The following is a 17,786-nucleotide window of genomic DNA, read 5'->3' as shown; positions in this document are numbered from 1 at the left end:
AGTTTAAACCCCAGCCCTCTCAGCCCGTTACTTCTCGTCGATATCGTCGTACCCGGTAACCATCGGCCGGATATGACTGGTCAGGGTGTGTCCCATGGTGGTCATATACACGTGGGCAATGATGAAGACCAGCATGGCAAAGGCCGCTGCAGTGTGGATCATCGCGACCCATTCCAGCGCCAGTGTACCCGCCAGCATGGCGGGCCAGTCAGCATAGAACAGGTACAGCAGGCCCGATACCCAGATCACCGGCGATATCACCAGCTTGAAGAACAGGTAGGCCAGCCGCTGCAAGGGGTTATGCTTGGCCCGGGTAGTCTTTCGATAGGGGTGCTCTGCCCCGGTGAAGGTACCCACCAGGTAGTAATGAATCACCGCAAACAACCCGTTCCGGGTCGGGATATACTGGCGCCACTCCCCTGTCGTGATATGCCAGAAAATGGCAAACAGCCACAATACGATCAGCGCCCAGGCCGCCAGCGTATGCACCTGTGTTGCATCACCGAACCCCAGTACCGAGTAACTGCCGTGAATCTCGAAACCGGTGAACAGCAGCGTGAATATCAGCAATGCCTGGCACCAGTGCCAGAAGCGCTCGAAGCGTTTATAGATCATGACGCGGCTCATGAGTGCTTCCTCCCCCTGAAGATAACCCTTGCGGCGATATGGGCCAGCACCCCCAGCAGCGTCATCACGACGACCAGCCAGCCAATCCGGTCCAGCCAGGCGTTGCCGCTGTGTCCCGGCATGTAGATGCCCCCGATGCCCGCCAGGCGGCTTTCTGCACCATGGCATGAACCACAACGCAAGGCCTGCTCAGCAGGCGGCACCATGTGGGTAATGGGCCAGTACATTTTCGTTTCCACGAAGTCATACTCACCGCTGAAAGGCCGGCCGGACATTTCGCTGCCGGCCTGCAATGCGTTCGGCCAGTTGAAATTGCTCCACAATGAAGTGTCGTCCGCACCGAATACGTGGGTGACCAACAAGGTGTTGAGCTGTGTGTCGAACGGCTGCTTGCCACGCATCAGTTTGAACGGCCAGATACGGGAGGCGGGGTCGTCAGCACTGCCGTCAATGTGGTTGATTTCGATGGGTTCGCCGGAAAGATCCAGCTCATCTTCCAGCAGGGTGTACTCCACGGTGCCATCGAACCAGGCGTAGTGGGGCACCACGTTTTCCTCATGATGGAAGTCTCCCTTGGTGCTGAGATAGCTTACGTGGCCGCTTTCGTCATACTCGGTAATGGGATTGCCATCTTCGTCCAGCCTGCCGGCGGTTGACCAGTCCCACCACATCTTGGTGGGCACCCCGCCCCGGGCGAACTCGGGCACGTGGCAGGTCTGGCAGGCCAGCTTGTCCACGTGGTCGTTAAGCTTGGGTTTGTCATGGGGCTCAAAGCCGTGGCAGGACTCGCAACTTGCCCGGCTCAGGTCGGTATGGCCGGGCACATCAATACCCAGTGTGTCCTTCGCGGTGGCCTGGTAACGGCTGCCGGAAACATTATGGCCCCAGGTTGAGTGGCAATCGGCGCAGGTGAAGTCAAGCCCGTCAGGGGACATATGCACATCCAGGGATCGAGGCGGATTCACGAGGGACGAATCAAGGTCACCGTGTTTCACGCCATCTCCGCCACCACCATAGAAGTGACAACTGCCACAGTTCTGGCGGTCACTGGCACCGACATTCTGGGCAATGCGGGGCAGGTCGGGGGGATTGACCATTTTTCCACTGCCGCCGGGCCACTCGCGGGGCTTGTCGGTGGGCAGACCGGCGAGGGTGGGAAACTTCCAGTAGTCGCCCGTGGTGTCGTGGCAGACCAGGCAGTCAACGGCAGAATCTTCCGACGGTGGGGGCTGGTTCATATCCGTCCAGCCGTAACCCACGTGGCAGGAGGTGCAGCGGGGTTCATTGGTCACCACCATTCCGCAGAAGCTGTTGATCACGTTCCGCTTGCCCAGCTGCTGGCCAGTTTCCGGGTGGTCGTAGGTCCAGTTCCAGTGGGTGGTTTCGCGGATCTGGTTCGCGGCTTCGTTGTGGCAGCCCAGGCACGCTTCCGTGACTTCCTGAGCGCTGCTGAACGGGCCCTGCAGGGCCTCAAACTTGCTGTGGTCGGCGGTCGGTGGCGACCGTTCTGCACCCAGCGCGACGGAACTCGCCGTCAGCACCAACCACGCCAGCACTATCATAAGCCAGCCCTTGCCCACCCTGGGATCAAGCGATTCCATCACTGCCTCCTTCGGACGACTGAAGCCCCCGGTACCCGGAACTTACGCCCGCTATTCACCCTAGCTGCCAGTATGTCATTTTTCCACGCCACGTCGTTCCGACGTTGATGCGGATCAACCTGTCCCCTAATCATAGTCGTACTTCTGGTCAGGCATGGTCAGCACCACCAAAATGCAGCCGGTTGAGCCGGATAACCAGCCAGATCGTAACCCCTTGCAGCACCAAGGCGATGACCGTCAAAGCCCAGTAGCCTGCACTGAACCGCTCAAGGGCACCGAACCCAACCAGCCCGGCATTGATAAAGAAGTGCACCATGACCGTGAGTGCCACCCCCGGGCAGACCAGTGCATAGGCACCGGCGGATTTTTCTGTACCGGTCACAAACCGGGAGAAATAACCGTACCGGGATAGCACCACCCAGCCGAGCAAGCCAAACACCAGCTGTGCACACAGGAAGAACATCAGCATGGTCAGGGCCTCTACCCCACCGGCCCCTGACTCGAAATGGCCGTGCAGCCCGTGAGTCTGCCGTAAAAGCGTGATGCTCAGGGTGGTCAGAATGGGTACGACAATCCACAAACTCGGAGCGGTGGATGGATCAGCCCCCTGTTCCAGCATGGCACGGAATCCAAGCACCACCTGTATCCCGCCAATAATAAACGCCAGCACCATAAAGAAGCTTGAAAGCACCAGGCTGAAGGCGACCGTCACCGTGTTCTGGCTCATCGCTGCGGGCGCTGCCAGCCCCACGGCGATCATGGCGCTGGCGAAGGCGGGCATCAGCTGCCCCAGGTTGTTGTTACGCACGCAGTCGAAGCCACCACCCACCAGCACCCGGCCCCAGAAATCCCGCAGCAGCGCCAGCGCCCAGTAACCCACCAGCACAAAGGCAAGCAGGGCCAGCGGGAACAGCCACTCAACCACCGACCAGAGTCCCGGCACAAAGGTAAGGCCGAGGATGAAGCCGACGTTGATGCTCATAGCGACCGTCAGAGGCCCTGCCAGCAACTGGGTTTCCGAGTTACTGTTGCGCAACTCATGGTAGGCCGGCGTGCTGCGAAACCGGGCGTACCGTCGCAGGTTCCAGACCAGGAGGTGGATGTGAAGGGCAGAAAATAGTGCAACACCTGCCCAGGCCCCCAGCACTGCAAGCTTGATCAACAGGCCGCCCTCTGCCAATGCGGCAACGGCATCCTCAAACAGCGGCACCGGGGCGCCGGGATGTGGCAGCCAGAACATCAGCCACATAAAGAAAGAAACCGACAGCCCCCCCGCCCCTAGGGCCGCGAGGAAATAGGTGGGCACCCACCCGGAGTCGTCAACCCTGGATAATCGATAGAACATGTTACTTCCCCCTCTCTATGACCCACCCTGTCAGGCCTTTGAAAGAACAATTACAACCGCCACAAGCACGCCACCTGCAAGCGCCACCAAACTGAATTTTCGATGCTCCTGCTCTGCCCGTGGCAGCAGGTGCGTGGCGCCCACGTAAACCAGCGCACCTGCCGACAGGGCCAGCAAGGCCCCCAACGTCTGCTCACTGATACTGCTCACCATCGGCCAGGACACCAGCATCCCCAATGGCGTTGTTGCCGCAGCGGCCAGGAACGCCAGAGTCATGGCAGTACCCGGCCGGAACCCTCCCCGTACCAGCAGCAGGTAGGTGATAATGCCCTCCGGAAATTCATGGAGCACCATGCCGACGGTCGCCAGGTAACCAGTGAAGATGCTTACCGAAAACGAAATGGAGTAGATAAATCCGTCGATAAACGAATGAAAGCCGATCCCCAGCATGGGGATAAGGCCAATGACATAGTCCCTGGCGGACGGATCCTTTTCACAAACGAAAGCCGTTACGAACCGGTTGAACAGGTGCAGTCCCATGAACCCGGCCAGCAACCACACCGGCGCCTGCGACTGCATGGAAAAGGACTTCGGGATCATGTGCAGAAAGGACGCACTGATCAGTACCCCGGCCGCGAAGCAGATGAAGTAGGACGTATTGCGTTGCCCCCACGCCTCGAAGCGCCGGATTGTGAATATTCCGGCAGAGGTGACCAGCGCAGCCAGCCCGGTTGTTATCAGCGTCAGCGAGAACGCAGTGTCCATTCCATCCTCGGATCACCGTTACCGGGCGTACAGGGAGCGAAGGCTCGGTGGCTTCCCGGAGACTCCATGACCTGACCTTTTGCAGTGCCGTTGATACTTATAAACCTATCGTTTATCCCTTCAGTATAGAGACAACTCTCCCTGACGCCATTGTTAACGGTTATCCGCCAGGTGCGACGTAGTGTCGCTGCGATTAACAGAATATATCATCAAGATATAACGATATATCTTTTGCGAATATCCCGTTCACGCTAATCTGAAACTGTCGTAAGGCAACCCAACACAAAAGGTGATTATTATGGAAACTCAAGCAACTCCCGTAGCCGGCCTGCCCCGCATCAATGAGCCTGCACCGGACTTCAAGGCGCTGACCACTGACGGCGAAAAGTCGCTGAGCGATTACAAAGGCAAGTGGCTGGTACTGTTCTCCCATCCGGCAGATTTCACCCCGGTCTGCACCACAGAATTCATGGCCTTTGCCCAGGCTGCACCGGAGTTCGCCAAGATGAACTGCGAATTGCTGGGCCTGTCCATTGACAGCATTCACTCCCACATCGCGTGGATGCGTAACATCAAGGAAAACTGGGGTGTGGAGATTCCCTTCCCCATCATTGAAGACCTGAAGATGGACGTAGCCAAGGCTTATGGCATGATCCACCCGGGTGCCGGTGACACCTCTGCCGTGCGTGCCACCTTTATTATTGACCCGAATGGCATCCTGCGGGCGATGGTTTACTACCCGATGAGTAACGGCCGCTCCATCCCCGAGTTCCTGCGCCTGTTGGAAGCACTGCAGACCAGTGACGAACACGGCGTGGCCACACCGGAAGGCTGGAAGAAGGGTGACAAGGTCATCGTACCCCCGGCCAAGACGGCGGCAGGCGCCAATGACCGGGTTGAATCCGGTGACTATGAGTGCAAGGACTTCTACTTCTGCACAAAATCACTCTAAAGTAGTGACAGGGCTTCTCGCCTGAACAAACAACCGCTATCGCCCCGGCGATAGCGGTTGTTTGGCATCTCAACGATTGAAAAAAAGGACCTGACTGCCATGAAAACTGCCCACGACCTGGTTGAGGCCGCGAGAGCCGAAATTACGGAACTTCCCCTGGACCGCTCTGAAGATGCGATCCGCGAGGCGGACCTCTTGATCGACGTTCGGGAACCGGAGGAATACCATGCCGGCCACCTGCCGGGCGCCATCAATGTCCCGCGGGGGCTGTTGGAGTTCAAGCTGAGTAACGACCCGGCACTGGAAGACCGGAGCCTGAACCTGGTGATCTACTGCAAGAACAGCGGCCGCTCCGCGCTTTCTGCAAAGGTCATGAAGGAAATGGGCTACCTCCATGTTCAGTCCATTGCCGGTGGTATAGAGGCCTGGGAGGCAGCAGACATGCCTCTGGTCAAGCCGCAGCTGCCCGATTTCGACTAACCGGTCCTGTTCGTTAATGGTGGCGCCCCGCTCAGGGGCGCAACCATCGAGGGTTCAACGAGCTGACACCAGCTTTGCCAGGCGGTCCCTGACCTCCTGTCGCCGACCTTCATCCGCCAGCGCACGTCCTGGGCGGTCCGGCGCCGACAAGGCACGTTCAAGGTACTGCCTGGCCCGGTCTTCTTCCCCTTGTTCAAGCAGGTAGTCGGCAAAGAAGAAATTGGGGTCGATGCCGTCGGGGTTGATGGACAATGCCTTTTGCAGCAGCCGTCGAGCCTTGTCGTCATCGCCAAAACCGATGGGCCAGCCTGGCACCTGATAGTAGAGGCTTCCAAGGGAGGTATAGGCTGAGCCGTCCAGCGCCCGGTCGTCGATTTCAATCGCTTTTTCAAGGTGCCGGCGGGCATCCTTAACCAGGCCCAGGGCCCCCAGGCCGCCTTTCTCTCCAGCCCAGGTGCTGAGCACGATCGCGCGCCAGATCAGCGCCTCGGCACGATCGGGATAACGGGCTGTGAGCGTTTCCGCCTGACCCGCCAGGGCCTCGAAGGCCCTTTCCTTGTCATCCTCTGCCACCTGGTACTGTATTTCAGCCCAACGCTGCTGAATCGCAGCCAGGTCGGTTTCCAGGTTATCGGCCCATACTGGCTGAACCAGTAGCGAAGCCACCAACAGTATCATCCACTTCATAACTGAACTCCTGAATCCAGAAAGCGCCGAATGACCGGCAGTTGTTTCAGCATGGCCCTGTCCACCAGCCGTGGCAGGACGCCATTAATCGCCACAAACAGCTTCTCCGGCCAGCCCAGGAAGCACGGCGCCGGTCCCGTTTCATGGCCGAGATCAGCTGGGCGGCAACCTGTTCCGGCGGGTCCATGGCGTTGCCCAAGGTCTGGTTGAGCTGGGTCACGGATTCCGGATTCATCGCCGTCGCCGTGGCCCGGGGAGCGAAATACAGAACCTGCAATGGGCTGTCTGCCAGTTCCCGCCGCAGGGCTTCGGTAAAGCCGCGCAGGCCGAACTTGGTGGCGCAATAGGCGGAGTAGCCGGGATAGCCGATGCTGCCGAAGGTGGAACCGACGAACACCAGGGCACCGCCGTCCAGGGCCTTGAACATGGGGACAAAGTGATGGGCAACGATCATGGCACTGCGAAGGTTGACCACCAACTGGTCATCGATGTCCGCTATTGTCGACTGCTCGACAGACGCGAACCGATTCTGCCCGGCACAGTGGATAACGCCGTACAAGTCCGGCCATTCGTCGGTCACTGCCTGTAATTGCTGGTCAAGGTTTTCGGCGGCAAGGTCCAGCTTTACCGCTGTTACGCCCTCCGGAAGGGTGATGCTGTCCGGACGACGGGTCGCCACCAGCAGACGTGCGCCTTCGGACAGCAGCAGAGGAATCAGTGCCTGCCCGATACCTCCTGTTCCTCCCAGCAGCAGGAAGCGGCGGTCACGCAGCTGCATGGTCAGACTCCCGGGATGTTTGCTCAGTCGAGGCAGGTAAGGGAATTCGGTGAAGCATATCGCCATACAAGCGATAGACCACCCGGGCCGAGTCGATAATGGCCTGCTGGTCACCCGGATCGGTGATGCCGTTCATCAGGTCCTGGAAGAATTTGAAATGGTCCTGGTCCAGCTCCCCGTGGGAATAGAGGTAACTGAACGCCTTGTCGGGCAGGCCCAGGTGGGCCTGTATCTGCCGGGCCAGGGGCGTTGCCAGTTCGATGGACGTGCCTTCAAGCACCTGCACCATACCGAAGAACGCGGCCGGGTTCCCCCGGTCTATCTGATGGTAGAGGTACGCCACCATCAGCTCGATGGACAGGTCCGGCTTGCTGGCGCGGCGCTCTTCACGGTCCTCGCCACAGGCCTGCAGGTCGTCGAGGATCCACTCGTGGTGGCCGTACTCCTCCTCGATGTATTCCACCAGCGCCTTGCGCACGCCCTCCAGCCGCTCGGGCAGGCGCCCACCGCAGGCCATCATCAGGGGCACCGTGTGTTTGACATGGTGGAAGGCCTGGGTCAGGAACCAGGTATAACTTTCCAGGCTCACCTGACCCTGCTGAACAGCCTGGATCACAGGTGCACGGGTCACATGGGCGCGGGCCTCGGCGACTTCCGCCTGAAGTTGGTCAAAGAATTCCATGGGTGCTTCCTCTCTTGGTTCCGGATAAACGGGGTGACTGCCGGCCATGATCACGGGCAGGTCGGACTGAATGCGATTTCGCACGGGGCGGCCGTTTGCCGTCAGGTAACCGGCGGCCACTGACAGGGGTTGATCAAGGCAATAAACCACTCCAAGCCGGGCATAGTCGGGTAAAGACTGATTGAGCTGGTGAAGAACAGGTTCCAGTTTCCCGGCTGGCTGGCCGGGTAGGAGGTGCACGAGGGCCGACAGACGGGGTTCACCATCACCAAAGACCACTGCCTGCCTAGCACCCAATGCCTGAACGAGCTCGGCCTCCAGCCATTCGGGGCTGATATTGCGCCCGAAACTGGTGATCAGCAGGTTCTTCGAACGGCCATCCACCTGCAGGAAGCCATCGCCAGTCAGTTGCCCCAGATCGCCGGTGTCCAGCCATTCACTTTGTGTTTCTGCCGACACCCCATCGGCAGAACCTGACTCTCCCAGATAGCCAAGGTGCGTGTTGCCCCGGACAAGGATGTGGCGCCGCTCATCAACACGAACATTCAAATGGTTCAGGGCCGGCCCCCGAAGCCGATCCGGTCATCACCGGGTGTATTCAGGGCCACCACCGAGCCACATTCCGACAGGCCATAACCTTCATACAGGGGCAGCCCGAGCGCCCGGCCACGCTTCAGCAGATCCGGTGCAACCTTCCCGCCTCCCACGGCGAGGAAACGGAAATGGTCCGTTTTCAGCAGCCCTGCATCGGCAGCCTGCACCAGAAGTCGGGCCAATTCCGGCACCAGGATGAGGGATTCGGGCTGCCAGCGGTTCAGGGCACCAATCAGGCCCCGGGGGTCAACGCCACTGCTGCCTGTGAGCCCGACCAGGGCCAGGGGTTCTACCCGGACAGCCGCGCCCATCAGCAGTGGCAGATACACCCCGGCAATGTTCTCCAGCAGGGTTGCCAGGGGCAGGATGCACAAATGCCGGGCAGGGCCCACCGGGGTCAGCCGTTCGCGCAGGGCGTCGACGGTTGCCAGTACCTGGGCCTGGGAGAGACAGACACCCTTGGGGGTGCCGGTACTACCGGAGGTAAAGGTGACTTTTGCGGTCCCTGACGGCAGCGGAGCGCGAGCCGGGTTATCACCCAGGCGATCGATCCAGGCGCCCTCGCCCAGGGGCTCCCGACCCGGGGCTTCATCCGACCATAGCAGCGCCTGCAGCCCGGCGGTGGTGACCAGGTGTTCTGTCTGGGCTTCAGAAAAGAACACAGGCACAGGAACGCAAACCACATCAGCCAACAGGCAGGCCAGGTCGGCCACCACCCAGGCCGGGGCGTTGTCGCCACAAAGGCCAATGCGTTGCAGCCCACGCTGCCTCAGTACGGCAGCAAGCTCCTCAGCGGACTCCAGCAGCTGCCGGTAGGTGAAATCTCGGTCACCAGCCACCAGAGCCAGTCGATCCGGGTGGGCCTCAGCGGCCGCCTGCAAACGCTCAGGCAATGTAGCCATAACGACCCTCCGCACATCGGGATTTCTCCGCAGTCTCCGGTTCCACCCCGGAGGCCAGCGCCACCTTGTCCATCAGGCCCCGGGCACGCAGGCCGGCCAGGCCCGCGGGGACATTCATGGCCATGACTCTCGGGTTGTGCCGGTAGTAACATCCCCAGCCATCCCCCCCGTCCGCCAGCCGCTCCGGCCTCGCGCTGCCAAGATCCGCCACCCGAATACCCATGCGCTGAAACCCGTTACGCAATTGGTCTGTGCCAGTGCAGACCACCCAGTGCAGCCTGCGCTGCTCAAGCCAGAGCGCCATCGCCGCAAACAGCAGGCGACTGACTCCGGCCTCGACACCAGCAAGGTGAGCAATTTCCATGATGCTATCGCGACAGCCGCCCGGTGCCGGCAAGGCGCGTTCCACGGGTTGGTCAAGGTAATCTTCAAGGAACAAGCGTTCCGAAGCTGCCTCACGTACGCCGACGGCAGCCAGCAAGGTGCCATGGGCATTGACCAGCACCATCAGCGGCAGCGGCCGCAGATCAGGACGGGCCCCATAGGCCTGCAGGAACCGGCGTTGTATAAAGTCGGTTACCCGCGGGGCGGCTTCAGTGTCGCAACGGACCTGGCACAATCCGTACTGGCCACAGCGCACCACAGGCGTCACCTCATCGGAGGAGAGGTCCAGGCTGGTGGGCATGATCAGAGGGTCATTCATAGGCTATCTCCCTGTTACCCCGAGACATTAGGGGAGCAGCCTTAACCCCGCCTTAAAGAAAACAAGGGGTTTTCTTAAGAAGCCCTTAAGATTTCTGTGCCAGAATGTGTCGGTGAATCAGATAAGGATGGCTCCATGCGCATTCTCCTTGTGGAAGACGACCACATGCTGGCCGACACCATGCTCGCCATGTTGCGGGAGGATCAGCACACCGTGGATTGGCTTGACGATGGCCAGCAGGCCCTCCATGCCCTCAGTGACGAACATTTCGACCTGGCCATCCTCGACCTGACACTGCCCCGACTGGACGGACTGGATGTGCTGGCTCGCAGTCGCAGTGCGGGTGTGCTGACCCCGGTCATTATCCTGACAGCCCGCTCTGACCTGGAAGAGAAACTCCAGGGCCTGGACGCCGGAGCCGATGATTACCTCACCAAGCCCTTCGCCATGGCCGAGCTTAAGGCCCGCATCCGTGCGGTCACCCGCCGGGGCAGTGCATCCCCGAGCGTTGGCATGACCGTCGGCACGTTGCACCTGAACCCGGACTCGGGCCAGCTGACCTTCGGTGACCAGGTGATCACCTTGCCCCGCAGCGAATTGCAGATCCTCCATTACCTGATGCGGCACCCGGACCAGGTAGCCACCCGACGCCGGCTTGAAGAGCAGCTTTACGGCTGGGACCAGGGCGTGGAAAGCAACGCCCTGGAGGTGCATATCCACCATCTGCGGCGGCGCCTGGGGAAATCGGTGATTCGAACCATTCGTGGCGTCGGTTACCTGCTGGACAGCCAGGAGGCCCAAAGTTGCGGAACCGCCCCATGTCCCTGACCCGTACGCTGATCGCCCTGGTTGCCTCCACTGTCATGCTGATTGCGGCAGTTGCCGCTGCCTGGAGCTATATCGAAAGTAACCATGAACTGGAAGAGCTGTTCGATGCCGAGCTGGCACAGAGCACCCGGGTTATCCAGGGCCTGGTGCACCACCTGGCCAGCACCGGGTCTCCGGAGCAACTGTCGGGCATTCTCCAGCAAACCCTGCAATTGCCCGAGGGGGCGCTGGATGAGGGAGACTATGACGAAGTGCTCCCGGACGGCACCGGCCACAAATACGAGAAAAAACTGGCCTTCGAGGTCTGGACCCCGGAGGGTACCCCCCTGCTGGACACCCTCGCCGCCAACGATGACCTGGCGCTGAAGCCTGGCTACGCCTGGGCAGAAGCCACCGGGTTCCAGTGGCGTACGTTCACCTTGCAGGACCCACAGACCGGCTACTGGATACGCACTGCACAGCGGGAGGACATTCGCCAGGAGCTCAGCCAGCAACTGGCCATGGGCAATATTTTCCCCTTGCTGATCGCCCTGCCTCTGCTGGTTTTGGCTGTTGCCGTTGCCATCCAGCTGGGCTTCCGGCCCCTGCGAAAGCTGGAGCAGCCGGTGAGACACATGGCCCCTGAGCGGATACACCCCCTCAATACCCAACACGCTCCGCGAGAAGTCAGCGGGCTGGTGATGGCGGTCAACGGTTTGCTGGAGCGCCTGGATGATGCCCTCGATCGGGAACGGCGCTTTTCCGCCGACGCCGCCCATGAGCTGCGAACCCCCCTGACCGCGTTGCGTCTGAACCTGGAAAAGCTGGAAGCCACGGACCCGGCAAAGTTCCGGGAACTGACGGCCGCCGTGGACCGGATGGGGCACCTGGTGGAACAGATGCTGTTGCTGAGCCGGGTAGACGCCGGTGTCGGGTTCAGTCCCGAGTATGTCAACCTGTCGGACATTGTTGCCCAGAGTATTGCCGATGTTTCTCCCCTGGCCCTGCGCAAGGGCATCGAACCGTCCCTGGAAGACTCGATCGGCCAAGCCATGGTCAGTGGCCAGGCGGCCTTGCTCAACACGTTGATGCGGTCTCTGCTGGCCAACGCCATACAGTACAGTCCCGAAAATACCCGGATAGACACACAGCTTTCGGCCGATGGCGACGGCTTCTGCATACGGATCTGTGACCAGGGGCCCGGCATACCGGCTGATCACCGGGACAAGGCCCTGGGGCGCTTCGGACGACTGGACCAGCGCCTTGGCTCGGGAGCCGGGCTCGGCCTGGCCATTTCCCGTCGCATTGCCGAGCTCCACGGTGGTGCGCTGATCCTTGAGGACCGACCAGACGGCCAACAGGGACTGTGCGTCAATATCTGGCTGCCGGTTCGCACGCCGGCTTAAGCTTGTCTTAAGGCTGATACCTCATTATGACGTTGGCTGGCTGCGGGCCAGTCCCCGTTTTTCCAACGTCGCCTGTACCGAGGTAGCCGCGATGCCCACCGAAACATCCGTATCCATCGTGATTCCCGCGAAGGATGAAGCCGGCAATATTGCCAGCCTGTTCCGGGAAATCCATGCCGTCCTGCACCATTACCACGACTTCGAGATTGTGCTGGTAGATGACGGCAGTGAGGACCAGACACTGGAAACCGCACGCACTGCCGCCGCCACGCTGGGCTGTCCATTCCAGGGCATCCGTCATCGCACCAGCATTGGGCAGAGCGGCGCACTGCGTTCCGGGATAGACGCCGCCCGTTTCCCCTGGATCATCACCATGGACGGTGACGGCCAGAATGACCCGGCCGATATCCCGCTGCTGCTGCAACAGGCTGCCACGGTGAACAAGGCCGACTTCTGCATTGCCGGCTACCGCAAGGACCGAAGGGACACGGCCTGGAAGCGGTTCCAGTCACGACTGGCCAACCGTGTTCGCAATGCGATTCTGCGGGACGGCGTGCCGGACACCGGTTGTGGGCTGAAACTGTTCCCCAAAGCCACCTTCACCAAGCTGCCCTGGTTTGATCACATTCACCGCTTCCTGCCGGCACTCATCCGGGGGATGGGCGGCGACATACGGGTGGTGGATGTCCACCACCGGCCAAGGCAGGCGGGTGTTTCCAAATACTCTGCCTGGAACCGTGCCTGGGTGGGCATCGCCGACCTGTTCGGTGTGTTCTGGCTGCTGCATCGTTATCCGGTGCCGGAGATCGTAGACCAGGTTTTCGAGGGAAGGGCCTGACGTGCGCCGCTGGGCCCGGTTTGTCATTTTCCTGGCGATCACCGCAGCCGGTATCGCAGCGATCCGGCTTGGCTGGCTGGATGTGGTTGCCGACCAGACTGCGTTCCGTCACAGACTGGTGGACGGCAATATTGCAGACATAGCGTTGATCAGCCTGTCTGGCCTGATCCTTACCGGGTTCGGCGGCCCTCGTCAGTTACTGGCCTTTGCCAGCGGCTTTGCCCTGGGGCCTGCCTGGGGAGCACTCTACAGCACGACTATTACCCTCGCCGGCGCAGTGGGGTGTTTCTACGTGGCCCGATGGTTCCTGCGCCCCTCACTGAAACGCCAGGCCAGGTCCCGGCTGGCATCTTTCGACAACCTGACCCGCGACAACCCATTCCTGAAGGTTTTGTTGATCCGGTTGATGCCCGTGGGAAGCAACCTGGTCACCAACCTCCTTGCAGGCAGCTCCGATATCCGGCTGGTTCCCTTTGCCGGCGGCAGTATCATCGGTTACCTGCCACAGATGGTTGTCTTTGCACTGGTCGGCGCCGGGTTCGGGCGGGCCAGCGAACTCCAGCTGGCGCTGGGTTTGGTGATGTTTGTTATCGCAGCGGGTCTGGGACTGGTCCTTTTCCGTAACCACCGGAACCGACAACTATCAACCACGATCAACCACCTCACCGCGCAGACTGACCGATGATTGCAGCCGCCCTGCCTGATGTGATCAGGAACCGGATTATTGCCCTGACCCCAAATGTTCAGATCCTGCTTTTGATGGGGTTCGCCGCGATCGTTGTTTTCACGGGTATCGGACTGCGGTCCCCCTGGCCGGCGGATGAACCGAGATTCGCCGAGGTGGCCCGGGAAATGGTCGATTCCGGCCAGTGGCTGATTCCCATGCGTGGGGGCGAGTTCTATCCGGACAAGCCACCAGTTTTCATGTGGGTCATTGCTTTCTTTTACTGGATTACCGGCAACCTCAAGGTTGCCTTCCTCCTGCCCAATGCACTCTGTGGCCTGCTGACCCTGGGGCTGGTACTGGATCTCGGGCGCCGGCTCGCAGACCATCGCACCGCCCTGATAGCCGGCTTCTTCCTGTTGCTGGCACCGCAATTCCTGATCCAGGCAAAGAACGCCCAGATCGATGCCATGGTGGCCTGCTGGATTACCGTTGCCTGCTATGGACTGCTTCGTCATTTCTTCGAACGTCCCGCCTGGGGTTGGTACTTCACCGCGTGGGGCTTCATGGGGCTGGGGATTATTACCAAGGGCGTCGGCTTCCTGCCCCTGTTCATGTTTGTCCCCATCCTGATTCTCGCACTACAGGACAGAGCGTTCTTCCGCGACAGCCTGAAATGGCGATGCCTGTTGGGTCCACTGGTCATGCTGGTGGTTGCGGCGGCCTGGGCGCTACCCATGATGGTCTGCGTGGAACAGCTCGGTACGGAGGCGGCCTATGCCTACCGGGACAACATCCTGTTCAAGCAGACCGGGGAACGGTATGCAGATTCCTGGGGGCATATCCTGCCCTGGCATTACTTCATCAGTAATGCTATTCCGTCCCTCTGGTTCCCCTTGCCACTGATACTGCTGGCATACTGGCGACCTGCCCTGGCCGCCGTCAGGCATCACCGGGTCGTGTTTACGCTGCTGATCTGGGTAATGCTCGTCGTGGCTTTCTTCAGCGTCAGCCCGGGTAAGCGGGGCGTCTATATCCTGCCGGCCCTGCCCATGTTCGCCCTGGCCCTGGCCGTCATCGTCCGCAACAGTGACAGCGCAGGATGGCTGGGCAAGGTACTGACAGGTCTGCACGGTCTGCTTGGCATTGTGCTTGTCACCCTGGGAATACTGGCGTGGAACGATCACCCGACGCTGGTGGACAAGATCAGCGACTACACCCGCAACCCCGACCACCTGCACCAGGCAGGCACCTTTGTACTGACCCTGGGCCTGGTCTGGCTCGTGTCCCTGGCGATGTTCTTCCGGTCTGATTCCCTGTACCGGTGGTTCTCTGCGCTGATGGTGAGCTGGCTGCTCTTCAGCACCTGGGGCTATAGCCTCGCCGAACCCTTCCGTACGCCTGAAAATGTGATGCGCAAAACCGCTGAGGTCTTGCCGGAGGGCGCCCAGCTGGGCCTGATCGATTTTGCCGAGCAGTTCATTCTGTTCTCACCGCTGGACATCACTCATTTCAGCTACCTGGATTCGACACAGGAACAGGAGCGAAACGCCTGGCAATGGATGGGGGAAGGGGCCGACCGGTATCTGCTGGTGGACAGCGATGAAAACCTTGCCTGCTTTGACACGCGTGGGGCTACTGATGTCGGGGTGGCTCACCGGGATGCATGGATAGTGCTGTCAGCGGACAATCGACTGGGGTATTGCGCACCACCTGCCAGCACAAAACGGTTCTTTACGCCCCGGCCGGCGCGCTGGCTGGACTGACAGCCCGGGTTGGCGTCACCGGGGACGCTGCCGGGTTAAACCTGAGAACGGAAGAAGGCTCCCGCAGGAGCCTTCTTCACACACACCATTCGCTATTACAGGCGTGACTTGAACCCTTCCAGGTCCTTGGTGTGCTTCTCGTGCAGCTTCACAAACTCCTCATTATCGGCAGACGGAGTGATACGCTTCTCGCGGGCCTCTTCCATAACGGCCTTGCGGGCTTCAACCCAGCGGTCCATATGCTCGATGGCTTCCTGACGGAGCTGCTCATCCTCGTCGCTCCACTTGCCGATTTCCTTCAGGTAACGAACGGTACCTTCGTGCAGGGGAATCGGCGAGTTCTTCATGTAGCTAAGGGTCATGTCCAGGCTCATCCGGGTCGCCAACGGGTGGGAGCCCTTGTAGTCGTCGTAATTTTCATGCAGCCACTTCACCAGCGCATACACTGTGTCGGCGTCCATTTCGGGACGGGTGGCATAGATGAAGTTGGAGGTCAGACCATCAACACCAACCGCGGTTTTAACCCCGAACTGAATCGTCGCAGGAATGGACATCGGTGAATACTGGAGGAAACCTTCCCAGGCCTCTTTGTTGTCCACGTCCATGTTCAGCCAGCGAATACCCCCCGGAGCACCTTCCATCTCGGACAGCACGGAACTGATCGGTGCACACCAGGCAACGTCTGCCCTGCCCTCAACCACCGAGCGGCAGTTTTCAGCATAGCTGCTGGCCGGTGCGTAATTGAAGACGTTTTCAGCCTCATCCTCGCTGATGCCGAGATAGGCAGGCATACCCTTACGTACCGTGGTCGTCATGGCCGGGGAAAAGGCACCCTGGGCCACACGCACACCACCTGCTTTCAGGTCTTCCATGGTTTCAATGTCGGAGTCACCAGATACAACAAACCCCCAGGGGGTATCATTGTGGTGCCAGACCATCCGTTGTGCGGACACAGGCGCAGCGACATAGCTGTCGATGCCTTCCAGCTGGTACCGCATTTCCGCCCCGGATACAGAGCTCAGGGCAATGTCCTGACGCTCCACCAGTCGACGGTAGCGCTGCATTTCACTGTCTTCGGGGACCACCCGGGCTGCCTTGTCGGTCTGCTCCTGGTAAACAGCAGCCCAGCCGTTTGTGGAAGCAAAGCTTCCGGTCTGGGTGCTGGGTGTACCAATCACCAGCAGGCGAGGCAGGTCTTCATATTCGGCGTGGGCGACACTGGTGACACCGACGGTGACCGCCAGTGACAGCAAGGCAGGGCGAAGGAAAGGAATCTTCATGGGGTTTCTCCAGAGTGTGTTGTTTTTGTAGCATCCCTTGGATCAGGATTTGCGATCTGTGCGATCCTGACACTTGTCAGACTACCGGGATTGAACCCGAACGGCAAAACCTGTTGTGGCCTGATCCACAGAGATTTACAGAAACTTTTCAATTCACTGACCGTAGCGCTACACTTTGCTGACATTTGTCAGGCATAACAATAACGATGAAACCAATACAGCACACCCCGGATAGCTCCGGGCTTGAACCTGCCCGTCCCGTGAAAAACGAACTACTGGAAGCCCGGGTCGCCGGCGTGCGAAACGCTTCCCTCGCCGAGAAACGCCGGGAACAGATCTGCGACGCCGCATTGGAGCTTTTCCTCCAGAAAGGTTTCGCATCGACAACAATCCGCGATATCTGTGCCCGCTCCGGCGTCAACCAGGCCAGCATCTACGACTATATTTCCAACAAGAACGATATCCTGCGGCGTTTGCTGAACCGGCTCTGGTTCCGCTCCGGCGCACCGTCACTGCCGGACCTGCTGGAGCAGCACCCGGAGAACAGCCTGCAGGACAACGTTGCGTTCTACCTCAAGGAGTTCTGGAGCAAGCGCCGCAAGGGCACCCTCCTGGCGTACCGGACCGTGCCTCACCTTACCAAGGAAGACCGCAAGACCATGCGGGCAAGGGACGAGCAGCTCATCAGCCGCCTGGCCGAAAGCATCGAGGATCTGACCCAGCTTCCCGAGAACGATCCCCGTACCCTGGTGGTGGCCAACCTGGTGCTCTTCATGGCCAGCTTTGGACCTTTGAGGGACTGGCTGCACCAGGACCTGGATAACGACCTGGTAGCCGATACGGTGGCCGCAGCAATTGTGGCGATGATCGAAAACCTGGCCCGTTACAGTCCGGAACAGTAAGAATCCC

17 protein-coding genes and 1 pseudogene are annotated in these 17,786 nt (G+C 60.2%); 8 read left to right on the top strand and 10 right to left on the bottom strand.

The annotated features are described in order from the left end of the window. Positions 1-27 precede the first annotated feature (27 nt). The 4 genes from LJ360_RS07655 to LJ360_RS07640 all read right to left on the bottom strand — a co-directional run bounded on the left by LJ360_RS07655 (position 28) and on the right by LJ360_RS07640 (position 4,338). Positions 28-627 carry a cytochrome b/b6 domain-containing protein gene (locus LJ360_RS07655; protein WP_091849515.1) on the bottom strand — a complete coding sequence of 200 codons (600 nt, stop codon included), beginning with the start codon at positions 625-627 and terminating at the stop codon, positions 28-30. Continuing rightward, the gene (locus tag LJ360_RS07650) at positions 624-2,228 is read right to left on the bottom strand and encodes a tetrathionate reductase family octaheme c-type cytochrome (RefSeq protein WP_264995756.1); all 1,605 of its coding nucleotides are present in this window, start codon (positions 2,226-2,228) and stop codon (positions 624-626) included. The genes LJ360_RS07655 and LJ360_RS07650 overlap by 4 nt, the downstream gene beginning before the upstream one ends. Positions 2,229-2,376: 148 nt before the next feature. Continuing rightward, a complete protein-coding gene (locus LJ360_RS07645) occupies positions 2,377-3,573 on the bottom strand; it encodes a TsoY family (seleno)protein (RefSeq protein WP_091849508.1) in 1,197 nt (398 codons plus the stop codon). A gap of 30 nt (positions 3,574-3,603) precedes the next feature. Further along, complete coding sequence (locus LJ360_RS07640; protein WP_091849506.1) at positions 3,604-4,338, bottom strand: ZIP family metal transporter; 735 nt, start codon at positions 4,336-4,338, stop codon at positions 3,604-3,606. A 298-nt stretch (positions 4,339-4,636) separates the two neighbouring features. On the opposite strand from LJ360_RS07640, the gene LJ360_RS07635 reads away from it, so the two are divergent. Together LJ360_RS07635 and LJ360_RS07630 are read left to right on the top strand one after the other, a co-directional pair. Beyond that, positions 4,637-5,290: a peroxiredoxin gene (locus tag LJ360_RS07635; protein WP_091849504.1), complete on the top strand. Its 654-nt coding sequence runs from the start codon at positions 4,637-4,639 to the stop codon at positions 5,288-5,290. Positions 5,291-5,389: 99 nt separating this feature from the next. Further along, positions 5,390-5,770 (top strand): rhodanese-like domain-containing protein, encoded by a 381-nt coding sequence (locus LJ360_RS07630; RefSeq protein WP_091849749.1) that lies wholly within the window; start codon positions 5,390-5,392, stop codon positions 5,768-5,770. 54 nt (positions 5,771-5,824) lie between these two features. On the opposite strand, the gene LJ360_RS07625 is transcribed toward LJ360_RS07630, so the two are convergent. The 5 genes and pseudogenes from LJ360_RS07625 to LJ360_RS07605 form a co-directional block, all read right to left on the bottom strand. Continuing rightward, the gene (locus LJ360_RS07625) at positions 5,825-6,457 is read right to left on the bottom strand and encodes a tetratricopeptide repeat protein (protein ID WP_091849502.1); all 633 of its coding nucleotides are present in this window, start codon (positions 6,455-6,457) and stop codon (positions 5,825-5,827) included. Next, positions 6,454-7,235, bottom strand: a pseudogene (locus LJ360_RS07620) (SDR family oxidoreductase). Before LJ360_RS07620 ends, LJ360_RS07625 begins: the two are co-directional and overlap by 4 nt. Further along, positions 7,222-8,466 (bottom strand): iron-containing redox enzyme family protein, encoded by a 1,245-nt coding sequence (locus LJ360_RS07615; protein ID WP_264995755.1) that lies wholly within the window; start codon positions 8,464-8,466, stop codon positions 7,222-7,224. Before LJ360_RS07615 ends, LJ360_RS07620 begins: the two are co-directional and overlap by 14 nt. 5 nt (positions 8,467-8,471) lie before the next feature. Continuing rightward, positions 8,472-9,413 carry an AMP-binding protein gene (locus LJ360_RS07610; protein ID WP_264995754.1) on the bottom strand — a complete coding sequence of 314 codons (942 nt, stop codon included), beginning with the start codon at positions 9,411-9,413 and terminating at the stop codon, positions 8,472-8,474. After that, positions 9,397-10,116, bottom strand: coding sequence for a thermostable hemolysin (locus tag LJ360_RS07605; protein ID WP_091849496.1), 720 nt, complete (start codon positions 10,114-10,116; stop codon positions 9,397-9,399). Before LJ360_RS07605 ends, LJ360_RS07610 begins: the two co-directional genes overlap by 17 nt. Before the next feature lie 135 nt (positions 10,117-10,251). On the opposite strand from LJ360_RS07605, the gene LJ360_RS07600 reads away from it, so the two are divergent. From LJ360_RS07600 to LJ360_RS07580, 5 genes are all read left to right on the top strand, one after another. After that, positions 10,252-10,944 (top strand): response regulator transcription factor, encoded by a 693-nt coding sequence (locus LJ360_RS07600; RefSeq protein WP_264995753.1) that lies wholly within the window; start codon positions 10,252-10,254, stop codon positions 10,942-10,944. After that, the gene (locus tag LJ360_RS07595) at positions 10,935-12,329 is read left to right on the top strand and encodes an ATP-binding protein (RefSeq protein WP_091849492.1); all 1,395 of its coding nucleotides are present in this window, start codon (positions 10,935-10,937) and stop codon (positions 12,327-12,329) included. The genes LJ360_RS07600 and LJ360_RS07595 overlap by 10 nt, the downstream gene beginning before the upstream one ends. A 91-nt stretch (positions 12,330-12,420) precedes the next feature. Then, positions 12,421-13,167 (top strand): glycosyltransferase family 2 protein, encoded by a 747-nt coding sequence (locus LJ360_RS07590; RefSeq protein WP_091849490.1) that lies wholly within the window; start codon positions 12,421-12,423, stop codon positions 13,165-13,167. A gap of 1 nt (position 13,168) precedes the next feature. Next, positions 13,169-13,852, top strand: coding sequence for a TVP38/TMEM64 family protein (locus LJ360_RS07585; protein WP_091849488.1), 684 nt, complete (start codon positions 13,169-13,171; stop codon positions 13,850-13,852). Continuing rightward, entirely contained in the window at positions 13,849-15,597 is a 1,749-nt protein-coding gene (locus LJ360_RS07580; RefSeq protein WP_091849486.1) for an ArnT family glycosyltransferase, read from the top strand. Before LJ360_RS07585 ends, LJ360_RS07580 begins: the two co-directional genes overlap by 4 nt. Positions 15,598-15,692: 95 nt before the next feature. Here the strand turns inward: LJ360_RS07580 and LJ360_RS07575 are convergent, their stop codons facing one another. Then, entirely contained in the window at positions 15,693-16,877 is a 1,185-nt protein-coding gene (locus tag LJ360_RS07575; protein WP_091849484.1) for a TAXI family TRAP transporter solute-binding subunit, read from the bottom strand. Between the two features lie 206 nt (positions 16,878-17,083). Here LJ360_RS07575 and LJ360_RS07570 point away from each other — a divergent pair, with 206 nt between their 5' ends. Continuing rightward, complete coding sequence (locus LJ360_RS07570; protein ID WP_091849482.1) at positions 17,084-17,779, top strand: TetR/AcrR family transcriptional regulator; 696 nt, start codon at positions 17,084-17,086, stop codon at positions 17,777-17,779. Positions 17,780-17,786 lie beyond the last annotated feature (7 nt).

The sequence above is a fragment of the Marinobacter sp. AN1 genome, assembly GCF_026013985.1.
Classification (GTDB): Bacteria; Pseudomonadota; Gammaproteobacteria; order Pseudomonadales; family Oleiphilaceae; genus Marinobacter; species Marinobacter segnicrescens.
This window is presented reverse-complemented; position numbering and strand designations above follow the sequence as displayed.